16 protein-coding genes are annotated in these 20,237 nt (G+C 69.8%); 11 read left to right on the forward strand and 5 right to left on the reverse strand.

Translation table 11 applies throughout. The annotated features are described in order from the left end of the window. Window positions 1–199: 199 nt before the first annotated feature. The 5 genes from OG963_RS11140 to OG963_RS11160 all read left to right on the forward strand — a co-directional run bounded on the left by OG963_RS11140 (window position 200) and on the right by OG963_RS11160 (window position 8,763). Window positions 200–2,167 (forward strand): hypothetical protein, encoded by a 1,968-nt coding sequence (locus OG963_RS11140; protein ID WP_093775952.1) that lies wholly within the window; start codon window positions 200–202, stop codon window positions 2,165–2,167. 149 nt (window positions 2,168–2,316) lie between these two features. Beyond that, window positions 2,317–2,751 carry a VOC family protein gene (locus OG963_RS11145; protein ID WP_030916660.1) on the forward strand — a complete coding sequence of 145 codons (435 nt, stop codon included), beginning with the start codon at window positions 2,317–2,319 and terminating at the stop codon, window positions 2,749–2,751. Between the two features lie 963 nt (window positions 2,752–3,714). Next, entirely contained in the window at window positions 3,715–4,656 is a 942-nt protein-coding gene (locus tag OG963_RS11150) for an ABC transporter ATP-binding protein (protein ID WP_371798830.1), read from the forward strand. Further along, the gene (locus tag OG963_RS11155; RefSeq protein WP_371798831.1) at window positions 4,653–6,008 is read left to right on the forward strand and encodes an ABC transporter permease; all 1,356 of its coding nucleotides are present in this window, start codon (window positions 4,653–4,655) and stop codon (window positions 6,006–6,008) included. The genes OG963_RS11150 and OG963_RS11155 overlap by 4 nt, the downstream gene beginning before the upstream one ends. Window positions 6,009–6,012: 4 nt before the next feature. Further along, window positions 6,013–8,763 (forward strand): phosphoesterase, encoded by a 2,751-nt coding sequence (locus OG963_RS11160; RefSeq protein ID WP_371798832.1) that lies wholly within the window; start codon window positions 6,013–6,015, stop codon window positions 8,761–8,763. 624 nt (window positions 8,764–9,387) lie between these two features. On the opposite strand, the gene OG963_RS11165 is transcribed toward OG963_RS11160, so the two are convergent. Then, window positions 9,388–9,672 (reverse strand): hypothetical protein, encoded by a 285-nt coding sequence (locus OG963_RS11165; protein ID WP_093775944.1) that lies wholly within the window; start codon window positions 9,670–9,672, stop codon window positions 9,388–9,390. 395 nt (window positions 9,673–10,067) lie between these two features. On the opposite strand from OG963_RS11165, the gene pyrE reads away from it, so the two are divergent. Together pyrE and OG963_RS11175 are read left to right on the forward strand one after the other, a co-directional pair. Continuing rightward, window positions 10,068–10,670: an orotate phosphoribosyltransferase gene (gene pyrE / locus OG963_RS11170; protein WP_256223625.1), complete on the forward strand. Its 603-nt coding sequence runs from the start codon at window positions 10,068–10,070 to the stop codon at window positions 10,668–10,670. Window positions 10,671–11,200: 530 nt separating this feature from the next. After that, window positions 11,201–12,265 (forward strand): biotin/lipoate A/B protein ligase family protein, encoded by a 1,065-nt coding sequence (locus OG963_RS11175; protein ID WP_093776204.1) that lies wholly within the window; start codon window positions 11,201–11,203, stop codon window positions 12,263–12,265. Between the two features lie 210 nt (window positions 12,266–12,475). Here OG963_RS11175 and OG963_RS11180 read toward each other — a convergent pair whose 3' ends face one another. Further along, window positions 12,476–13,156, reverse strand: coding sequence for a response regulator transcription factor (locus OG963_RS11180; protein WP_319327736.1), 681 nt, complete (start codon window positions 13,154–13,156; stop codon window positions 12,476–12,478). Next, window positions 13,153–14,292 (reverse strand): sensor histidine kinase, encoded by a 1,140-nt coding sequence (locus tag OG963_RS11185; RefSeq protein WP_371798833.1) that lies wholly within the window; start codon window positions 14,290–14,292, stop codon window positions 13,153–13,155. Before OG963_RS11185 ends, OG963_RS11180 begins: the two co-directional genes overlap by 4 nt. Before the next feature lie 168 nt (window positions 14,293–14,460). On the opposite strand from OG963_RS11185, the gene OG963_RS11190 reads away from it, so the two are divergent. Together OG963_RS11190 and OG963_RS11195 are read left to right on the forward strand one after the other, a co-directional pair. Beyond that, window positions 14,461–15,444, forward strand: a complete 984-nt coding sequence (locus tag OG963_RS11190) for a carboxymuconolactone decarboxylase family protein (protein WP_093775940.1) — start codon at window positions 14,461–14,463, stop codon at window positions 15,442–15,444. Beyond that, on the forward strand, window positions 15,441–16,250 hold the full coding sequence (locus tag OG963_RS11195; protein ID WP_362269079.1) for a class I SAM-dependent methyltransferase: 810 nt from the start codon (window positions 15,441–15,443) through the stop codon (window positions 16,248–16,250). Before OG963_RS11190 ends, OG963_RS11195 begins: the two co-directional genes overlap by 4 nt. 11 nt (window positions 16,251–16,261) lie before the next feature. Here OG963_RS11195 and OG963_RS11200 read toward each other — a convergent pair whose 3' ends face one another. Further along, window positions 16,262–17,716 carry an amidase gene (locus OG963_RS11200; RefSeq protein WP_319327726.1) on the reverse strand — a complete coding sequence of 485 codons (1,455 nt, stop codon included), beginning with the start codon at window positions 17,714–17,716 and terminating at the stop codon, window positions 16,262–16,264. A 203-nt stretch (window positions 17,717–17,919) separates the two neighbouring features. Between OG963_RS11200 and OG963_RS11205 the strand changes: the two genes are divergently transcribed. Beyond that, window positions 17,920–18,621, forward strand: coding sequence for a hypothetical protein (locus OG963_RS11205; RefSeq protein ID WP_093930179.1), 702 nt, complete (start codon window positions 17,920–17,922; stop codon window positions 18,619–18,621). Next, on the forward strand, window positions 18,618–19,646 hold the full coding sequence (locus OG963_RS11210) for a nucleotidyl transferase AbiEii/AbiGii toxin family protein (RefSeq protein ID WP_371798834.1): 1,029 nt from the start codon (window positions 18,618–18,620) through the stop codon (window positions 19,644–19,646). Before OG963_RS11205 ends, OG963_RS11210 begins: the two co-directional genes overlap by 4 nt. Before the next feature lie 101 nt (window positions 19,647–19,747). Here OG963_RS11210 and OG963_RS11215 read toward each other — a convergent pair whose 3' ends face one another. Then, the gene (locus OG963_RS11215) at window positions 19,748–20,101 is read right to left on the reverse strand and encodes a hypothetical protein (protein ID WP_093776200.1); all 354 of its coding nucleotides are present in this window, start codon (window positions 20,099–20,101) and stop codon (window positions 19,748–19,750) included. Window positions 20,102–20,237 lie beyond the last annotated feature (136 nt).

Raw genomic sequence — 20,237 nt, forward strand, 5'->3', positions numbered from 1 at the left:
CGAAGTACGCGGACGACGGGAAGGACGCGGAAGATCCGGAAAACCCGCTCCCCAACCGTCACTGCAATGGCTTACGCTGCGCCTGCGGCCGCGCCCTTCACGTCGTCTTCACAAGGACGGCATCCGGGTGTCGCGCGGCCCGACTCATCACCCGGTCTGTCCACCGGGCTTCTCTGTGGGGGTACGAATCAACGTGCGCATGCGCACCGCGTCGACCGCGCTTGCGGTCCTCTTCAGCTCGACGGCCCTGGCCGCGGGCACCGTGGGTCCTGCTGCGGCGGACTCCAGCATGGCTCTGCCGATCGCCTCGTACGGCGACATCGCCGTGGACGGTGTCCACAAGCGCGTGTACATCAGCGACCCGACCGGCAACAAGGTCGTCGTCACCGACTACGCGGGCAAGCTCGTGGCGACCGTCCCGGATCTCTCCGGGGTACGGGACCTGGCGATCACGCCCGACTCCCGTACCGTCTACGCGGCCGTCCCGGGTGAGGACGCCGTCGTGGCCATCGAGACGTCCACCTCGACCGCGGCCGCACGCTACTCGACCGGGGAGAACACCGACCCGCAGACCCTGGCGGTCGCCGGCGGCCGGGTCTGGTTCATGTACGGGCAACAGCCGTCGCACCACCTGGGATCGTTCGACCCCGCGCAGGGCACTCCCGAGATGGTTCTTGACCAACTGCCCGACCTGGGCTTCTACGACGCCCCCGAGTTGGAGTCGGCCGGGAACACCCTCGTGGTCGGCGTCCACGGAACCTGGTCGGGTCTCGCCGTGTACGACGTGTCTTCCGGAACGCCCGTGCTGCGCAAGCAGGGCATGCCGGCCGAAGCCGCGAACTACATGAACGACTTCGCGCTCAGCTCCGACGCCAAGAAGATCGTCGCCGCCTCCGGCGAATCGCCCTACGCGGCGACCGCGATCGATACCGATGACCTCAGCCGCACCGGCGGCTACCCGGTCGAGGCGGGAAACCCCAACTCCGCCGCGATCGCACCGGACGGGACGATCGCGCTGTCCACGTTCAGTTGGTACGACAAGGACATCTTCATCTTCAAGCCGGGCGCGGAGACGCCGTACCGCACCTATACGTACGACTTGAACGCGTCGGGCGGCGACACCATCGCCAGCCAGGGGCTCACCTGGGCCCCTGATGGAAGCAAGCTGTTCGCCATCGCGTCCGGCAACAGCGGCACCTATCTGCGTGTGCTCGACAACGCCACTCGCTACCCGGTCAAGGCGAGCGTTTCCGCACCGGCCAAGGCGACCCGCGGCAAGAAGCTCAGTGCCACCGGCAAGCTGGCCTCCGGCAAGTCCTTCCCGTCCGGTTCGACGGTCACCATCACCCGCACCGACATCGACTCGCCCAAGGGCAAGTCGCTCGGTACCAGGACGGTCAACTCCTCCGGCACCTTCTCCTTCACGGACGTGCCGCCCGCCGGCGGCAACGTCACCTACACCGCGACGTACGGTGGCGACGCCACCCACGCACCGGCGTCGGGCAAGGACACGGTCGCCGTGTCGCGCACCTCCACCTCCCTCACCCTCAACCACAACGGCGCGCTGTACTCCTACGGCACCGATGTCTCGTTCACCGCGCACCTCGGATCCACGTACAAGAACCGCACCGTCGAACTGTGGGTGAACCCGTTCGGCTCGGACAAGCCGAACAAGCTGGTCAGGACCGGCAAGGTCAACTCCAGCGGCAACTTGTCGACCACGGTCGACATGACCCGGGACACCACGGTCACGGCGGTCTTCGCCGGTGACGCCCGTTCGGCCTCCAAGACGGTGAAGGCCACCGCCTACGCCAAGGTGAAGGTCTCGACCTCCGTCTCCAAGCAGTACAAGACGGCGAAGATCGGCTCCACGTCGTACGCGTACTTCCACAAGAAGACCGACCCCGTGTTCACCACGACCATGACGTACTACAAGAACCGCTCGCACAGGCTGAACCTGGAGGTCTACTACCAGGGCAAGTGGTACGACGCGGGCTCGCAGTACTTCAAGCTCGGGACCAACGGCAAGTCCGTCGTGACACTGACCGGTACCCACGACACCGGCTACCGGATGCGCATGCGCGCCTCGTACATCAACGGCTCGTCCGGCGACAACGTGAACTCCACCACCTACGGCGCCTGGAAGTACTTCTACTTCACGAAGTAGTACGCCTCAGCAGGCGCGGAAGGGCTCCACGGATGTGGGGTCCTTCCGCGGTGTGGCCGCCTTGTCAGAGGTCGGTGCGAGGATGGCGGGTGTTCCGGGAGGCGACCGGAGCGAGGACATGGGCAGGTTTTCTAGCGGTCGGAGGCGACATGGCCAAGGAATTCCAAGTGACTTACGACTGCGCCGATCCGGGTGCGCAGGCGGTGTTCTGGGCTCAGGCGCTGGGTTATCGGGTCCAGCCGCCGCCCGAGGGCTTCCCCGACTGGACGGCTGCGCTGACGGCGTGGGGCGTGCCGCCTGAGCACCACAACGACCGGTCGGCCATCACGGATCCGGACAGCAAGGGGCCTCGGGTGTTCTTCCAGAAGGTCCCGGAGGGAAAGACGGCCAAGAACCGCTTGCATCTGGACGTGCGCGCAGCACCCGGCCTGACCGGGGACGAACGGATGGCCACGCTGGAGGTGGAGGCCACCAGGCTGGAGGGGCTGGGAGCGAAGCGGCTGTACCGGCTCGAGCCCAATGGCCTGGACGAGGGGATCATCGTGATGACCGACCCGGAGGGAAACGAATTCTGCCTGGATTGAGGGCAGGGGTGCCGGCCCTGAGAAGAACTCCGTTCCTCGATCACGCGGTTGATCCGGCCGAACCGGGTTCCTGATCGGGTGATCGCGCGAGAGCCGGCGCACGGCCGCAGGGCCTCTTGGCAGCTCGGTGGTGCGAACCGAACCGAGTGCCAGGAGCCCTGCTGCCGTGGTCCTTCGCGCTCGCGCGCGGAGTCCGACTCGCCTTCCCCGTCGTGTGGCCGCCTCGCGCACCCGGTTCGGCAGCGCGGCAGACCGGCCGGCCGCTCATGAACGACCGGCTGGACGCCACCCAGCCGCCTTCAGCCGGCAGGTGCCGCGAGCACCGTGAACGCCCCGGGCCCACCTGCAAGGTCTGCCCCCGCTCCACCCGGAGCTTCGCCTTCGACCGCAGTCCTTCGCCACCTCCGCCGGGACACCTCCGACCCCAGGGCCACAGCCGACTGGTGACAACGTGTGCCCTCCCGGGCCTGCTCGGGAGTCCGGCACCGACATGATCCGCTACCGTCCGGCGCCTGGACCGATGCCTCCATGCCATCGGCCCGCCGAAACCGCCACCGCACTCCGGGCCGGCTCCGCGACCGCGCAAGGCGGCTCAGCCAGTACCCCGGAAGCCCTCGCCCGGACATCCGGCAGACCGGTCGCCGACGGCATCGGCCGCCTCCACGAACGAGAAGCCCGGACGAAACGCACCCGTCTCTCCCGTCACCAGCCGAAGTTCAGGCCCCCCGAACCGACCGATCACGGCCGGAATGCGGAAGCCCTCCGAGGCCACTTTTTATGTGACGTTCAGTCAGATTCCTTTACGCCAAAGGCCTGACGGAGTGCGAAATGGACAATCGGACGCATGCCGTCGGCGCGGCCGACGCCCGTCGTCTCCCGTTCCGCGACCGTTCAGCTTTCCACCCCCTGACTTGGATGTATGCCGCACCTAGAGTCCTGAAGGGCTTTCCAAGGAAGGGACTCATGGACACTCTCCTCGCGATCCGGGCCCGCGGGATCACCAAGTCTTTCGGCGACGTCGTCGCACTCGACGGCATCGATCTGGATGTGGCCCAGGGCCAGGTCCACGGCTTGGTCGGACCGAACGGTGCGGGCAAGACGACGTTGCTCGGACTTCTGCTGGGCCTGGCCGTCGCCGACAGCGGCCGCCTCGAGATCCTGGGTACGCCGGTCGGGAGGGCGCTCGCCGCTCCCGAGGGTGTCGCCGGCTTCGTTGACGGGCCGGGCCTCTACCCCTCTCTCACCGCCCGGCAGAACCTCGCCTCGCTGGCCGCTCTCCGCGGCCGCGACGCGCGTACGGCCGGGATCGACGATGTGCTCGACGAGGTCGGGCTCACCGATGTCGCCGACGACCGGGCCCGCGGCTTCTCCCTCGGTATGCGTCAGCGGCTCGGTCTCGCCGCCGCCCTGCTCACCAAGCCCCGCCTTCTCGTGCTCGACGAGCCGTCCAACGGCCTCGACCCGGCCGGAAAGAAGCACGTCCACGGTGTCCTCGCGCGGCTTGCGGCGGAGGGAACCTGCGTGGTGCTCTCAAGCCACCGCATGGACGACCTCGAGGCACTCTGCTCCGAGGTCACCATCCTCGCCACCGGACGGGGCGTCTTCTCCGGCCCGCTGGGCAAGCTGTCCGCCGAGAACCAGGAACTCGACTACCGGGTGCTGACCTCCGATCCGCAGGCCGCCCGCCGGCTGGCCGCCGAGACGGCCGGCATCCAGGTCGTCGACGACGCCACGGCACGGCGCGACGCCGAGGTGCTCGTCGTGCGCGCCCTCGTGCCCGCCCTCGACGACCTGGTGGTGCAGCTCGTACACGCGGGCATCGCGTTGCGCGAGCTCGCGCCCGTCGTGTCGCCACTGGAGGCCGCGTTCCTCGCCCTCACCGAGCAGCAGGAGACCGTCCGATGACCGCGACCATGACCCCCGTCCACGAAACCGCTGCCCGTCCCGTCTCAGTGGCGCGCGGCTACCGCTTCGAACTGGTCAAACTCATCTCGCAATGGCGTATCCGCCTGGTGATCCTCGCCTGCTGGATCGCTCCCGCACTCTTCGTCGCTGCCGTGAGCCAGCAGGGCTCGCTCCCCGTCGACACCCTCTTCGGCCGCTGGATGCACGCCACGGGGTGGGCCGGACCGCTGGTGGTACTCGGATTCGCGGGGACCTGGGCGCTCCCGCTGCTGACCTCACTGGTCGCCGGCGACGTGTTCGCCTCCGAGGACCGGCTCGGCACCTGGCGCCATCTGCTCGTGGCGGTCCGGTCACCTCGACGGATCTTTGCAGCGAAGGCACTGGCCAGTCTCACGGTCATCCTGCTGCTCGTGGCCGGGCTGGTCTGCTCCAGCGCGGTCGGCGGGGTGGTGGCGGTCGGCAATCAGCCGCTGGTCGGCCTCGACGGCCACCTGCTGACCGCGGGCGACGCCGCGGGCAACGTCTTCCTCGCCTGGGCCTGTGCACTCGCACCCACCTTGGCCCTCGCGGCGATCGGGCTCCTCGGGTCCGTCACGCTGGGGCGCTCCCCGATGGGACTGCTGCTGCCCGCGCTCGTCGCGCTCACCATGCAGCTCGCCCAGATGCTGCCGCTGCCCGTCGCCGTGCGCCTCGCCCTGCCCGGGTACGCCTTCATCTCCTGGAACGGCCTGTTCACCAGCACCGCGCAGCTCGGCCCGCTTCTGATCGGCATCGCGGTGAGCCTGGTGTGGGCCGGGCTGGCGACAGCGCTGGCCTACCTGCTTTTTCTGCGGCGCGACTTCACCAACCGCGCCGATGACGGCTCGCCGCGCCGCTCGCTCATTGTCGGCGTCCTGCCGCTGGCCGGACTGCTCGTCGTGACGGTCGGCGTCGTCGCCGGGGCGACCGAGGCCAGGGGCTCCGGAATCGAGCAGACCAAGGTGCAGCGCTCGGTCGCCACGGCGTTCGCCCACCTCTATCGCCGGCAGACCGAGGAACTGAACCGCCCGGCCGTCACCGAGAAGCAGCTCGAGGCCACGGCGGCGTGCACCAAGGGCAACGTCTCGGACGGCGCCGAAGGACCGGGCAACGACTGGCGCTGCGTCGTCTCCTGGCATCTCCCCGACGTAGCGGCCACCGGCACAGCCATCTACCAACTCGACGTCACGCCGGACGGACGGTACATAGCCGACGGCGACGGGCCGAAAGAAGTGAACGGCTACTTCCTGGTGCGCACCCCGATCGGAGATGCACCGAACCCACTGTGGCAGTTCGACGGCAATGTCCAACTACTCGGCACCACGAAGGGATGACTCCATGCAGGTAACACGCCACAGGCGTGTCGGGAAGCAGCGTTCGGGACTTCTCGGCAGACGCATCGGCCGGATACCCCTGGCAACGGTCGGCATCACCGCCGTCGCCGTCGCCGCCGCCGGCACCGCTTTCGCTCAGACGCAGCAGTTCGGCACCGACCAGGTCGGCCAGACCACCCCCCGGGGTCAGGTCATTTCCAGTGACCAGTACATCGCCCCGTACGGCGACCGCCTCGTCATCGACAACGGCAAGATCATGTCGTCCTCGGTCAGCCCGGACGGCACCCACCTCGCGGCCTCGGTCACCGACGGTGGGTCGGCGCTGTCCATCGTGGACCTGAAGAGCTGGAAGGTGCAGCAACTCGTCGGCACCTCGGCGTCGTCCAGCCCGCGCATCAGTAGCAACTCCGTGGGCCAGGAAGGCCCGACCTACTCGCCCGACGGCTCGCAGCTGTGGCTGGGCCAGACCGACGGCTACACCAGGTTCACCGTGAACCCGGACGGCAGCGTCGCGAATCCGGTCAGCATCACGATCCCGGCGGACGGGCCCAAGCACGCGCTGGTGGGCGAGGCGGTGTTCTCGTCCGACGGCGCCACCGTGTACTCCGCGGTCAACGGCCAGAACCGGGTGGTCGCCATCAATGCGGCGACCGGAGCCATTCAGCAGAGCTGGGCCGTGGGCAACGCCCCGCGCGACATGGTCGTGGTCGGCGACAAGCTGTATGTCAGCAACGAGGGCGGGCGTCCGGCGAGGCCGGGCGAGACCACGATCAACTCCTACAACACCCAGGTGCCGGCCGACCCGGTGACCGGCGCCACGACCACCGGCACGGTCAGCGTCATCAACCTGAAGAAGCCGACTGCCGCCGTCTCGAGCATCAGCGTCGGACTGCACCCGACCGCTCTGTACGCGAAGAAGGGGGCGGTGTTCGTGACCAACACCGCCACCAACGACGTGTCGGTCATCAAGACCGCTGTTGACAAGGTCGTGCAGACGATCGCCACCCGGCCGTGGCCGGAGGCGTCGGTGGGCTACGAGCCCGACGCGGTGACGCTCACCGACGACGGTCACCTGCTCGTGACGCTCGGCCGGGCGAACGCGGTGGCCGTCTACCGGTACACGAGCTCGCAGGAGCCGGTCAGTTACGTCGGTCTGCTCCCGACTGACTACTTCCCCGCGGAGATCGCCACCGTGGGCAACCAGGTGGTGGTGTCCAACACCCGGGGCATCGACGCCCGTCGTTCCACCGCCGGCGCCGAGCACGGCACCCACGACACGACGTCGAGCCTGACACGTTTCACGCTGCCCAGCGACAGGACCATCAAGTCCGAGACGGACAAGGTCTTCAAGCAGAACGGCTGGACGGACAACTCGGTCAAGATCGCCAAGGGGAAGAGCAAGGCGAAGCCGGTGCCGGTCCCGGCGCGGCTCGGTGATCCCTCGACGATCAAGCACGTCTTCATGATCGTCAAGGAGAACCGGACCTACGACCAGGTCCTCGGTGACATCCCGCAGGGCAACGGCGACCCCTCGCTGACACAGTTCGGCGAGAACGTGACGCCGAACCAGCACGCGCTCGCCAAGCAGTTCGGCCTGTACGACAACACGTACGACATCGGCACGAACTCCGCCGAGGGGCACAACTGGCTGATGCAGGCCGACAACCCCGAGTACACCGAGTCCTCGGCCGGCGAGTACCTGCGCAGCTACGACACCGAGGACGACGCCCTCGGCCACCAGCGGACCGGCTTCCTCTGGACCGGCGCGCAGGCGGCCGACAAGTCGGTCCGCGACTTCGGCGAGTTCCACCAGTTCTTGACCAAGCCGACGGGCTCGAGCTGGCAGAACCTGTACTGCGACGCCAAGAACATGGACGCGACCGAGCAGAAGTCCGCGTACTCCCTGGTCTCGTCCTCGCCGATCCCGTCGCTCAACAGTGTCTCGGTATCCGCCTTCCCGAAGTTCGACACCAGCGTCCCGGACATCTACCGGCAGGAGATCTGGAAGCAGGACTTCGAGAAGAACGGGCCGGCGAACCTGAACATGTTCTGGCTCTCCAGCGACCACACCGGTGGCCCGGCCAACGCGGCCGCCCAGGTCGCGGACAATGACCTCGCGGTCGGCAAGATGGTCGACGAGATCTCGCACAGCAAGTACTGGAAGGACTCGGCGATCTTCGTTGTCGAGGACGACTCCCAGGCGGGCCTCGACCACATCGACGGCCACCGTGCGCCGATCCAGATCATCAGCCCCTACGCCCAGCACGGCGTGGTCGACAGTCACTACTACTCGCAGATCACGATGATCCGCACCATCGAGCAGATCCTCGGGATCCACCCGATGAACCAGAAGGACAGCGCGGCCACCCCGATGACCGGGGCGTTCACCAAGAAGGCGAACTTCAAGCCGTTCAACGCCCTGGCCAACCGGACCCCGCTGACCGACGGTCTGGCGACCCCGCCTGCCTGCGGCCTGGACACACCGGCGCCGCAGAACCCCGATGCGGCGGCGGTGCCGTCGGCGAAGGTACCGACGGACATGCAGCCGCTCGCGTCGCAGTGGGACGAGTGGAAGTCCCACCAGCGCCTGACCGGCCCCAAGGCTGTGCCCGACTACGCGAACCCCGCACAGATGAACCACTTCACGTGGTACCAGACGCACAACTGGAAGCAGCCGTACCCAGGCGAGAAGAAGATCTTCGCGCCGAAGGACGTGCCCGGCGCCTACATCCCGTCGGCCGAATCCGACGGCTGACCCAGGCAGATCACGTCAGACGGGGCCCGTGGCCGGCGACACCGCCGGCCGCGGGCCCCTCGCGGAAGTCGAACCGGAACACAGCTGCCGTCTCTTCCCGGGTGGACGGCCCACCAGTTCTTCCGTATCCCGTTGCAGCGAGCCGATCCGCGAACAATCATGGCCGCCATGGAGCGACCGAGGCGGACCATCGACTGCGGAGACTTCGTTCTGCGAGGCCGGCGGGGGCAGAGTGACTTCGCTCCGGCATTCAGGCTGATCGAGGAGTCTCTGGACCACTTGCGCCCCTGGGAGCCGCGGGCCGCCTTTCACAGCGAGGAGACCACCAGAGACTTCCTCTCGAAGTCCGAGTCGAAGTGGGCAAGCGGTGACGTGTACAACTACGCCATCGCCAAGGACGCCACCCTGGTCGGCATGTGCCAGACCTACCGCGGAGCCGAACCCCCGGGGCCGTCGCATGGGGTACTGGCTGCACCCTGCCGCCACCGGCCAGGGCATCGCCACGAGAGCGACAGCGGCTGCGAGGTCCGGGGCAGCGTGGACAGGCCGTGCTGGGCGCGCTGCTCCTACGCGGCGACCCGCACGGTTCTCGGCGTCACAACCGCGCCGCCTTCCGGCAGACCGCTACGAGTGGGCCACAACCTCACCGGCCGTGACCTGGGGAGGGTTGGGGAGCAGGGAGGCGAGGCGCTCCCGTACGAACTCCCCCGCCCTGTCGGTCGACTCCTCGGCGCCGGCCGGGTCCTGGAAGACACTCATCGAGACCATCACCCCGCCCCCGGTATCGACCCAGTAATAGGCCACGAAACCTTGGACCTGGCGAAGGAGCGGCAGGAACCCCTCGTTCACCTGGCGTCCCGCCTCGGCCGGATCGGTCACCCCTTCGTACCGCCGAACCACTGCATACATGGCTGATCTCCTCGCTGGATCGATGGGCCGTCCTCTGCGGGGACGGCCTACCCGCCGCGGGTGGTACGGCGTGCGCGAGGCGTGCCGCATTCACCGGAAGGACCCCCTGTCCGTGATCCGAACGGCGGCTTCCGGCACCTGGAGCCGCTCGCCCGGTCAACGGTGAGCAGATGGTCCACGAGGCATCCGCCCCGGACGACTGCGACCCGCTCCGGGCATTGGTCGAGGTGCTGCTGAAGTGGGCCGGCCTACCCTCGACCTGACGACCTCCAGGGGACATCGACGAGTTGTTCGCCGGCCTGAAGGAGGACAGGTTCAGCGGCACCCTCGACCGTGGCAGGGCGAATCCGGCGTCTCCGCTGCGGACCGTCGGAGTGGTGGTGTGTGATCGGGGTATGGCCATTGTGTTGGGCAAGCCGGGATTCGACGGGTTGAGCCAGTTCCTGGGAGACTGGTTGCCTGTGACGCATTCCGATCTTGCCCTCCGTATCCATGCCGCCTCTCACCTCACCGGCAGGTTCACGCTCCGGTCCGGACGCACGGCCACGGAGTACTTCGACAAGTACCGGTTCGAGGCGGATCCGGTTCTGCTGGACGAGATCGCCCGGCACATGGCCCAGCTGGTGCCGTCCGGCACGGAGGTGCTGGCCGGCCTGGAGATGGGTGGCATCCCCGTGGTGACCGCGCTCGGCCGGCACACGGGGCTGCCCTGCGTGTTCGTGCGCAAGCGGGCCAAGCCGTACGGTACTTGCCGTCTCGCCGAGGGCGCCGAGATCCAGGGCCGCCGTGTGCTGGTCGTCGAGGACGTGGTCACCAGCGGTGGGCAGGTCGTGCTGTCGACCGCGGACCTGCGGGGCCTGGGCGCTCAAGTAGGCGAAGCTCTGTGCGTGATCGACCGCGAGCAAGGCGGCGCCGGTGCTCTCGCGGCCGAGGGCATCGAGCTTCTGTCACTGCTGACGGCCGAGGAACTGCGGACTGCTGTGGCGTCCGATCGGTAGGCCGTGTCCGCCCGCCACCTTGACGCGTCGACCGGAGCATGACCGGGCGGGGAGATCTCGACGACGCCCTCCGCATGACCTCACCGTCTCCCTGGGTGGGCGCTCCTCGCCGGCGCGCGGCGCCGACGGTGCTCACGCTCCGGGAGCGGGCGCGCCCCAGGGCAATGCCGGGCAGGGCAGGTTTCGAGGACGCGCCGAGGCACCTGAGGTGACTGCCCACTTCTGGATCAACAGGGCCACATACGAGTGTCGGATTCGGATCTGCTGTTCGTCAGACCGGCGGCTGTCCGGCGGATGTCATGCGTCGTTCCCTGCGCCTGCCCGGTTCGGCGACGTCCGCGACAGGAGCGGACTCAGCAGCGTGCGGGTGCAGGGTGCCGGGGTGATGTGGTGACCTGCTCGGCGTCGCCCGTCTCCACGATCTCGCCACGGAACGGTGAACGTGCGGATTAAACCGCATGGCGGTGGCGTTACCCCCTGCGCGAGCCGATTCGTGGAGATGAGAGTCGGGCGGAAGCGGAGGCATGGCTGTGCACGGTGAGTACAAGGTCCCCGGCGGCAAGCTCGTCGTGGTGGACCTGGACGTCGAAGGCGGTGCCTTGCGTAACGTACGGGTCGCCGGGGACTTCTTCCTCGAACCCGACGAAGCCATCCTCGCGATCGACGGGGCCCTGGCGGGGGCCCCGGCCAACACCGACACCGCCGGGCTCACTGCCCGCATCGACGCGGCACTGCCCGCCTCCACCGTGATGCTCGGACTCACCTCCGAAGGCGTCGCCGTCGCCGTACGCCGGGCCCTCGCCCAAGCCACCGAGTGGAGCGACTACGACTGGCAGCTCATCCACGAGACCCCGCAGTCCCCCGCTCTCCACATGGCACTGGACGAGGTCATCACCGCCGAGGTCGCCGCGGGCCGCCGGCCCCCTACTCTGCGGGTCTGGGAGTGGGCCTCCCCCGCCGTGATCATCGGCAGCTTCCAGTCACTGCGGAACGAGGTCGACCCGGCGGGCGCCGAGCGTCACGGCGTCACCGTCGTCCGGCGTATCTCCGGCGGCGGCGCCATGTTCGTGGAACCGGGCAACACCATCACGTACTCGCTCTCCGTCCCGGACGCCCTCGTCTCCGGGCTCTCCTTCGCGGACAGTTACGCCTACCTGGACGACTGGGTGCTCGCGGCGCTCGGCGACATGGGCATCAAGGCCTGGTACCAACCGCTCAACGACATCGCGACCGACATCGGGAAGATCGCCGGAGCAGCCCAGAAGCGCGTCGTGGGCCCCGGCGGCGGACCCGGCGCCGTGCTGCATCACGTCACGATGTCCTACGACATCGACGCCGACAAGATGCTCGATGTCCTGCGCATCGGCAAGGAAAAGATGTCCGACAAGGGGACCCGGAGCGCCAAGAAGCGCGTCGATCCCCTGCGTCGGCAGACCGGCCTGCCACGCGAGGCCGTCATCGACAACATGATCGACTCCTTCCGCAAGCGCCACGGCCTCACCCAGGGCGCAGTGACCGCTGAAGAGCTGGCACAGGCGGAAGAACTCGTACGCACCAAGTTCGGCACTCCCGAGTGGACGGCACGTGTGCCGTAGCAGTCACTGACCTGCCCGGAGGCGTGTCGCTCCGGGCAGGTGCCCACGCGTCGGATCCATTTGCTGATGCCGGAGAAGCATTCCGGTGTCTTCCACGTACAACCTTCGTGGAGCCCGGCAGCACTCTCAGGTATGCGATCTCCGCCGTGAGACCGGTGGTCGGCCGCGGGACTTCCGGACCGTTGATCGCCGTCGGTCGACCCGGAATCCTCAGCGCGGGTCCCGTGGTGAGACGAGACCCGACTCGTAGGCGAAGACCACGAGTTGGGCCCGGTCGCGGGCGCCGAGCTTCGTCATCGCCCGGCTGATGTGGGTCTTCGCGGTGAACGGGCTGATCACCATGTGCGCGGCGATCTCCTCGTTGGTCAGCCCCCGTGCGGCCAGCGCACTCACCTCGCGTTCGCGGCGGGTCAGGGTCTCGAAGCCGGGGGCCGTGGCCCGGTCGGGCGGCCGGGAGACGAACTCGCCGATCAGCCGGCGGGTGACGGCAGGCGACAGCAGGGCGTCGCCGCGGGCCGCCACACGGATGGCCTGGAGGAGTTCAGCGGGTTCGGTGTCCTTGAGAAGGAACCCGGCGGCCCCGGCGCGCAGCGCGTCGAACACGTACGCGTCGAGCCCGTAGTTGGTGAGGATGACGACGTGGACACCGGCCAGTTGCGGGTCGGCGGCGATCCGGCGGGTGGCCTCGATGCCGCTCATCAGGGGCATCTGCACGTCGACGAGGACCACGTCCGGGATGTGGAGGCGGGCCAGTTCCACTCCCTGACGGCCGTCGGCCGCCTCGCCGATCACTTCGATGCCGTCCTCGGCTTCCAGCAGGGCGCGGAACCCTGCACGCATCAGGGCCTGGTCGTCGACGATCAGCACCCGGATCGTGTCCTGATGGTTCATACGGTGGTTCCCGATGTCTGCAGGGGAAGTTCGACACGTACGGAGAAGCCGCCGTCCGGGCGCGGTGCGGCGGCAAGGGTGCCGCCGAGGGCCCTGACACGTTCGCCCATGCCGGTGAGTCCGGTGCCGGCGGTGACGGCTTCGCCGGGGGAACCGGGCCCCTGATCGTCGACGCGTACCGTCAGCACGTGTTCGCCGTAGATCAGTTCGATGGTCGTCCTGGCGCGGTCGGCGTGCCGGGCCACATTGGTGAGTGCCTCCTGCACGACGCGGTACACGGCCCGGTCGACGTCCGCCGGCAGCGGGCGTTCCACGCCGGTCACGGTGACGGAGAGTTCGATGCCCGCGGCACGGGCCCGGCCTACCAGCTCGTCGATGCGGTCCAGCCCCGTACCCGGCTCCACCACATCCGTGCGCAGTACCTCAAGGGTCGCCCGCAGCTCCCGCATCGCCTCGCCGCTCGCCTCCTGAATCGCGAGCAGTGCCGGCTCCACCTCGCTGCCCCGCTTGCGCGCCAGGTGGACAGCGACTCCCGCCTGGAGCTTGACGATCGAGATGGAGTGGGTCAGCGAGTCGTGCAGTTCGCGGGCGATCCGCAGCCGCTCCTCACCGGCCCGGCGCAGCGCCGTCTCCTCCCGGTTGCGTTCGGCGTCGAGCGCCCGCTGCTCGGCCTGGCGGAGATACGCCTGCCAGTTCCTGTCGATGAGTCCGGTGACCCCGGCGCAGAGGAACCAGCCGAGCAGCAGCAGCGTCCGCTCGACGGTGTACTGCACGCCCGGAGCGGCGACGATCAGGACCGTGAAGTATCCGGCGAGGAAGAGGGCGCCCGCGGCGACGCCCCAAGCCCGCCGTCCAGCGCGCGCCGCGGTGTGCACGGCCGCCAGCACGGGGAACGCAGCCCAGCTGCCCGGGTGCGCGTGAAGGACGTACCCCAGCATGGAGACGGTGGTGACGGCGAGCACGGCACGCGGAGCCCACCGGTGACCGGCGAGGGACAGTGCGCCAACTGCGATGAGCAGCAGGTCGAGTACGTCCGGCCTCGATGCGGCACAGGCCGCGGCGAGGACCGCCGCCCCGATGGCGACGGCGAGCGCCGCGTCCAGCAGGCGAATCCGCCGGTCGATGTCCCCCTGCATGAGCCGCACACTAACTCCCGCGCAACAGCCCCGTCATCATCCTGCCGGACGGGCTCCGCGCTACTCCCGGAGTAGTAGTCGCGGACGACTCCGGTCGTCCGGAATCACCCTCGACTGCCTTCGCGGGTACGACGACCGGGCACGGTGCGGCGAGCGAGCATCGTCGCCATGACCGAAACCTTCCGATACACCTCACCCGCACCGCCGGGAGCAGCGACCGGAGTGGTCGCCGACGTGTACGCGCAACTGGCGACCGACTTCGGTATCGAACGCGCCACGACCTTCGTCGTGCTGTCCGCCTCGCCGCCCCTGCTGACCGGCACCTGGGCCGTCATGCGGGAGTCCCTGCTGGCCGGACCCACGTCGCGCACCGACAAGGAGGTGGTGGCGGCGGGGGTGTCGATCGCCAACCGGTGCCCGTACTGCGTCACCGCGCACACCGTGCTCCTGCATGCCACCGGCGACCACGCGCTGGCCGAGAGAATCGCCCGTGGCGAGCAGCCCGAGGACCCAGGACATCGTCAACTGCTGGCGTGGGGAAAGGACATGAGTACGTCGCAGCCGTTCCCGTCCGGGCAGGCACCGGAGTACATCGGGACGGCGCTCGCCTTCCACTTCATCAACCGAATCGTGTCGTCCCTGCTGACGGAGGACATGCTGCCCGGGGGCGCCCAGAGATTCCGCCTGGTACGGAGCGTGGCGGGCCGCTCGCTGGCCCGTACGGTCCGCCGCGAGCTCGTTCCCGGCGAGAGCCTCGCCCTGCTGGAGACGGAGGGGGCGTCGCCCGGGTGGGCGGCGGACACCCCGATCGGCACCGCGTTCGGCGCGCTGCGTACGGCGGCGCACCTGGGTGCGGGGCTGCTCGGTGACGAGGACGCGGCACTGGTACGGACATCGGTGGCGGCCTGGGACGGCGTCACACCGCTGCCCCTGCAGGGCGAGGGGCTGCCGGACCGGGCGGAGCGGCCGGGTGCACGGCTGGCGCTGCTCGCGGCGCGTGCCCCGTACCGGATCACGGACGAGGACGTGGCGGCCTGGCTGGCACCGCCGTTCACCGATCACTGTCTGGTCCATCTGATCGCGTTCGGCGCGATCTGCGCCGTCGAGCGCATCGAGGCCAACCTGACCGCACGGACCGAGGAGCACGCATGACCGTCACCGACGCGTGGAACGGACAGCTCGGCCGACACTGGGCCGACCATCCCGACCGCTACAACGCCATGGTGGCCCGCTTCGACGAGCCGCTGTTCGACGCCGCGGCGATCGGCACGGAGGACAGGGTCCTCGACATCGGCTGCGGCAGCGGGTTCTCGACCCGGATCGCGGCGCGGCGCGCCCCACGGGGCCGGGTCACCGGCGTGGATGTCTCCGTGCCGCTCCTCGAACGCGCCAGGGCCCGCACCGACGCCGGAGAGTTCCCCTCCGTCTCCTACGAGTTGGGGGACGCGCAGGTCCACCCCTTCGAGCCGGCCGGCTATGACGTGGCGATCAGCCGGGGCGGCGTGATGTTCTTCGCCGACCACATCGCGGCGTTCACCAATATCGGGCACGCCCTGCGCCCCGGTGGCCGGCTGGCGTTCATATGCCCGCAGCCCCCGTCACCGGACGGCGAGGAGCGCAAGGCGCTCGGGCTGCTGGCTTCCCTGCTGGGGCAGGAACACGCGGTGGAGAACGACGTGGCGGTGGCCATGGCCTCGCTCTCGGACCCGGAACGCCTGCGGAAGGTGCTGGGCGCGGCGGGCTTCGAGGAGATCGGCATCGTGCCCGTGACGGCCACGACCTGCTGGGGGCGGGACGCGGCGGACGCGGTGGACTTCTTCGTCTCCCGGACACCGGGTCTCACCGTCTCCGACGAGACCCGGGCCTCGATGATGGACGCCCTGCTGCCGTACGAGACCGCGGAGGGCGTGCTGCTGAGGGCGGGGGTGTGGGTGGTCGGCGCCCGCCTGCCGCTCTGACCGGCGGTGTGTCAGGAGCCCGCGGAGGCCGGCGGCCGGTGCTCGTACCACCGCTGGTCGGCCTCCAGCTGGGCCGCCAGGGAGATCAGCAGCTCCTCGCTGCGGGACGGGCCGAGCAACTGGGCACCGACGGGAAGTCCGTCGGCCGTGAAACCGGCCGGGACATTGATGCCGGGCCAGCCCAGCACGTTCCACGGCCAGGCGTACGGGCACGCCTCGGTGATCGCCACGTCGGTACGCCAGGCGCTCAGGCCGTCGAAGGCGCCGATCCGGGGTGGGGGCGCGGCGGTGGTCGGGGTGAGCAGCACGTCGTACCCGGCCCCGGCCGGGGTGGTCCGGAAGAGCCTGCCGATCCTGCGGTGCTGGCGCACCTCCCGTGCCCTGGCCGCTCGCACCACCCGGCCGCCGAGCCGGGTGCCGGTTCGCAGGGCGCTGCGGGTGCGCGGGTCGAGGAGAGCCGGTTCGGGGTGGAGCGCGGCGAGTTCGGCGATCCCGGCGGTGGCGCGGGGGACGAAGCCGAGACCGATCAGCCCGTAGCGCGGCCTGGCCTCCTCGACATGGTGGCCGAGCCGGGCCAGGGCCTCGGCGAGCGCGGTGACGGCCCGTCGTACAGCCGGGTGGGGGGCCGAGCCGGTGAGGGTGAGCGGGGGCCGCCAGGCGAGGGCGATCCGCAGCCTGCCCGGGTCGCGACCGGCAGCGGCCGAGGCGGCGACGGGCGGCGGCCGGTGCAGGTCGTCGGGGTGCGCTCCGGCTACGGCGTCGAGCAGCAGTGCGGCATCGGCGACGGTCCGGGCCAGCGGGCCGTTGACGGTGAGGCCCTGGAAGGCGTCGTGGTGGGGGTGGACGGAGATCCGGCCGCGCTGCGGTTTGATACCGATGAGATGGGTCCAGGCGGCGGGGATCCGGACGGACCCGGCACCATCCGAACCGAGCGCGGCGGGCACCAGCCCGGCGGCGACGGCCGCCGCCGAACCTCCGGACGAACCGCCCGGGGTGTGCCCGGTGTGCCACGGGTTACGGGTGGCGCCGAAGGCGGGCCCTTCGGTGAAGGGCCACTGGCCGAGCTCGCAGGAGTTGGTCTTCCCTACGATCACGGCCCCGGCGGCGCGCAGCCGGCGCACGGCCTCGCTGTCCTCGGCGGCCGCCGGCAGATCGCCGTCACAGCCGAAGTGGGTGGGCATTCCCTCGATATCGGTGTCGTCCTTGACCGCGACCGGCACCCCGAGCAACGGCAGCCGCTCACCGGCGGCGAGCCGTCGGTCTGCTTCCGCGGCCTCGGCCAGCGCGGCCGTGGCACGCAGGTGACGGAACGCGTTGAGAGTGCTCTGGCTCGCTTCGATCCGTGCGAGGGCGGCGGACACCTGCTGTGTCGAGGTGGTGCGGCCGTCGGCCAACGCCCGTGCGGTGTCGGCCAGTCCGGTCGAATCGGTCGGCTCGGTGAGTTCCACGGCTTCTGCTGAGGACATGGGGTGCCCGCCTCCCCGATATCGGTGCGTGCCCGCACCTGAACGGCCCGTACAGACTTACTGGAGGGTAACGAGTGGGGGCGGTCCACTCAACCGATCCACGCGGAGTCGGGGCGTGGCGCTGAGTGTCAGTGCCGGTTGCTACGTTCTCCGACGGCGGGCCGAGGCGGCGCGCGCAGCACACAACGGGGCAGGTGGGGCCAGTGGGAGCAGTCGTCGAGAGGGACTTCCGGGGAGAGTTCGAGACGCATCTGACGGTGCGTCCCGATGACCGCACCGTCAGCGACGCGCGCCTGGAGCGCTGGGCCGGTCAGCACGGCCTGAAGCTCACCCGCATCCTCCTGGACCGCGGCGCCGTGCGCGACCAACCCATGCTGACCGAGCGGGGCCGGGGCACCCTCACCGAGCAGCGGGCCACCGCCCGGCTCCGGTCCGCCGAACTGCGGGCGGCGGGGTTCTCCGTCGTACGGGTGAAGATCGAAGCGGCTCCATGGAACGAGGACATACCGCGGACGGCGGACGACGCGGCCGAACTGTCGTCTGTCTGCCACTTCGAGCACCACATCAAGCTGCTGCTGACGGGTGAGCCGGAGGTCACCTCGGCGCGGGACGTGGCCGAGCGGCACAGCGCGCACCTCTCCCGGAACGCCCGCCGCGCCGCCCTGCACGGGCGCCACGAACGGTTCGTCACCCAGCGCTGCCGCGGGGTCGGCCGCCCGGAGGCCCGTGCCCGGCTCGACGACCTTCTCGGTGCGCTGGCCGCCGCCGGTCTCGAAGTGGCGGAGGTCGAGGAGGAGTTCGTGGTGCACGACGACCATCCGGCGGTGGACGCGGGCTGGATCGACGAACGGACCGAGCGACCGGCCGAGGAGCGGGGCGAGCGACGGCCCGAGGTGACCGCATGAGCGTGGCGGACCGGCCGTTCCCCGGCGAGCCGGCATTTCGCGACCCCTCCCTCGCACCGCACTGGCGAATCGCCCGGCGCACCGTTCAGGACCATCTGCTCCGGGTGATCACCGAGTCGTCGTGGGGCGACGGCCTGATCCTGCGCGGCAGCCTGCCCCTCCAGGCCTGGGTGGGCGCTGCCGCCCGGGAGCCTGGCGACCTGGACTGGATCGTGCTGGAGCCGTCGGCGGACGACTTCGTCGACCGTCTCGACCCCTATCCGTACGTCGACGGGATCGAGGCCGTCCAGCAGTGGCCGGAAGCCGCGGACGGTGCGGCCGCCCCCGAGCTGTGGACGGACGGAGACTGCCACGCCACCGGCGGGGCCCGGCCCGCGCTCGCACCCGACGGACTGCACTGGATCGGTTCCGACGCCCTGGAACCGAGTCCCGACCCGCAGGACGAGGTCGCCACAGCGCTCAAGGCGGGTCCGCCGCCGCCGGAGGGCATCCGGATCGATCCGGGCACGGTGACGTCGGACGGCGTGTGGATGTACCGGACGTACGAGACGCCCGGCGTGCGCGTCGTCGTCCCGTGGCAGGCGGACGGGCTGCCGCCGGGTGAGCTGCGGATGGACTTCGCCCAGGACGAGCGGCTGCCCGAAGCGCCGGTGTGGACTGCCTGCCCGCGCATGGACGGCGGGCCGCCCCTACCGGTGCGCACGGCGAGTCAGGGGCTTTCGCTCGCCTGGAAGCTGTTGTGGCTCTCCGAGGACCAGCAGGCCGAGGGGCGTTCGGCGGCCAAGGATCTGTACGACGCGGTGCTGCTGGCAGAGCACCCGCGGACCCGGTTGTCGCCGCGGCTGGTGCGCACGGTGCTGGGCCCGCACGCGGCCGGCTTCAGCCCGGAGACGGTACTGGACTGGTTGGTGGACTGGTCGGCGTTCCACGCGGAACACCGTTGGGTGAACGACGGTCCGGACGGGTTGCGGGCCCGGTTGGCCGGTGCGCTCGCCGCACTACCGGATCGGGCTCCCGAGCGCTGATGACCCGGTCGACGGGAAGGGTGCGTCCTCGGGGCCGACACCTGCGGCGGCACACGACATCGGCCACCACAGGTACCGGACGCGCCTTGTCCCGTACGCACCTACGGCTGGACGCTGATCTCGCCGATCCCGGTGCCGAGGCCGGCGCAGTGCGCGGTGGACTGGCCGGACTGGCCGGGGTTGAGGGTGACGTGTTCACCATCCACGTCCGGCGACCAGCCGCAGACCAGGTGCACCCAGAAGGTCTGCGCCGTGGTGCCGTTGTTCCGGCACAGCGCGTATCCCGTGTAGTCGTCGATCTCATGCTTTCCGGTGTCGCAGGACAGACCGGGCGGCGTCGCCCTGGGCGTGACGGCGGTGGCCGCGGTCGCGGGGACCGCGAGGGCGGCGGTCGCCCCCGCGACCGCGGCGCCTCGCAGCACGGCCCTGGACACACTCCCCATGGACATGGACATCGACATGAACGGCTTCATGTTTCGGTTTTCCCCTTCGCGGTCACGAACTCGGTGCCCCGACACCGTCCCCCACCGTCCGTGACCGAAAACAAGGCAGGACCTCACCCTGTGTACGCGGGTGGGGGCCGAGCCGAAA

It is taken from the genome of Streptomyces sp. NBC_01707, from assembly GCF_041438805.1.
In the GTDB taxonomy this organism is placed as follows: Bacteria; Actinomycetota; Actinomycetes; order Streptomycetales; family Streptomycetaceae; genus Streptomyces.

Bases quoted from the DNA above. Each gene is read 5' to 3' on its own strand.
- OG963_RS11200 (WP_319327726.1), bottom strand. From the start codon at position 17,716: ATGTCCTCAGCAGAAGCCGTGGAACTCACCGAGCCGACCGATTCGACC.
- OG963_RS11210 (WP_371798834.1), top strand. From the start codon at position 18,618: ATGAGCGTGGCGGACCGGCCGTTCCCCGGCGAGCCGGCATTTCGCGAC.
- OG963_RS11150 (WP_371798830.1), top strand. From the start codon at position 3,715: ATGGACACTCTCCTCGCGATCCGGGCCCGCGGGATCACCAAGTCTTTC.
- OG963_RS11140 (WP_093775952.1), top strand. From the start codon at position 200: ATGCGCACCGCGTCGACCGCGCTTGCGGTCCTCTTCAGCTCGACGGCC.
- OG963_RS11180 (WP_319327736.1), bottom strand. From the start codon at position 13,156: ATGAACCATCAGGACACGATCCGGGTGCTGATCGTCGACGACCAGGCC.
- OG963_RS11145 (WP_030916660.1), top strand. From the start codon at position 2,317: ATGGCCAAGGAATTCCAAGTGACTTACGACTGCGCCGATCCGGGTGCG.
- OG963_RS11190 (WP_093775940.1), top strand. From the start codon at position 14,461: ATGACCGAAACCTTCCGATACACCTCACCCGCACCGCCGGGAGCAGCG.
- OG963_RS11215 (WP_093776200.1), bottom strand. From the start codon at position 20,101: ATGTCCATGTCCATGGGGAGTGTGTCCAGGGCCGTGCTGCGAGGCGCC.
- OG963_RS11195 (WP_362269079.1), top strand. From the start codon at position 15,441: ATGACCGTCACCGACGCGTGGAACGGACAGCTCGGCCGACACTGGGCC.
- OG963_RS11185 (WP_371798833.1), bottom strand. From the start codon at position 14,292: ATGCAGGGGGACATCGACCGGCGGATTCGCCTGCTGGACGCGGCGCTC.
- OG963_RS11155 (WP_371798831.1), top strand. From the start codon at position 4,653: ATGACCGCGACCATGACCCCCGTCCACGAAACCGCTGCCCGTCCCGTC.
- OG963_RS11165 (WP_093775944.1), bottom strand. From the start codon at position 9,672: ATGTATGCAGTGGTTCGGCGGTACGAAGGGGTGACCGATCCGGCCGAG.
- OG963_RS11160 (WP_371798832.1), top strand. From the start codon at position 6,013: ATGCAGGTAACACGCCACAGGCGTGTCGGGAAGCAGCGTTCGGGACTT.
- pyrE (WP_256223625.1), top strand. From the start codon at position 10,068: ATGGCCATTGTGTTGGGCAAGCCGGGATTCGACGGGTTGAGCCAGTTC.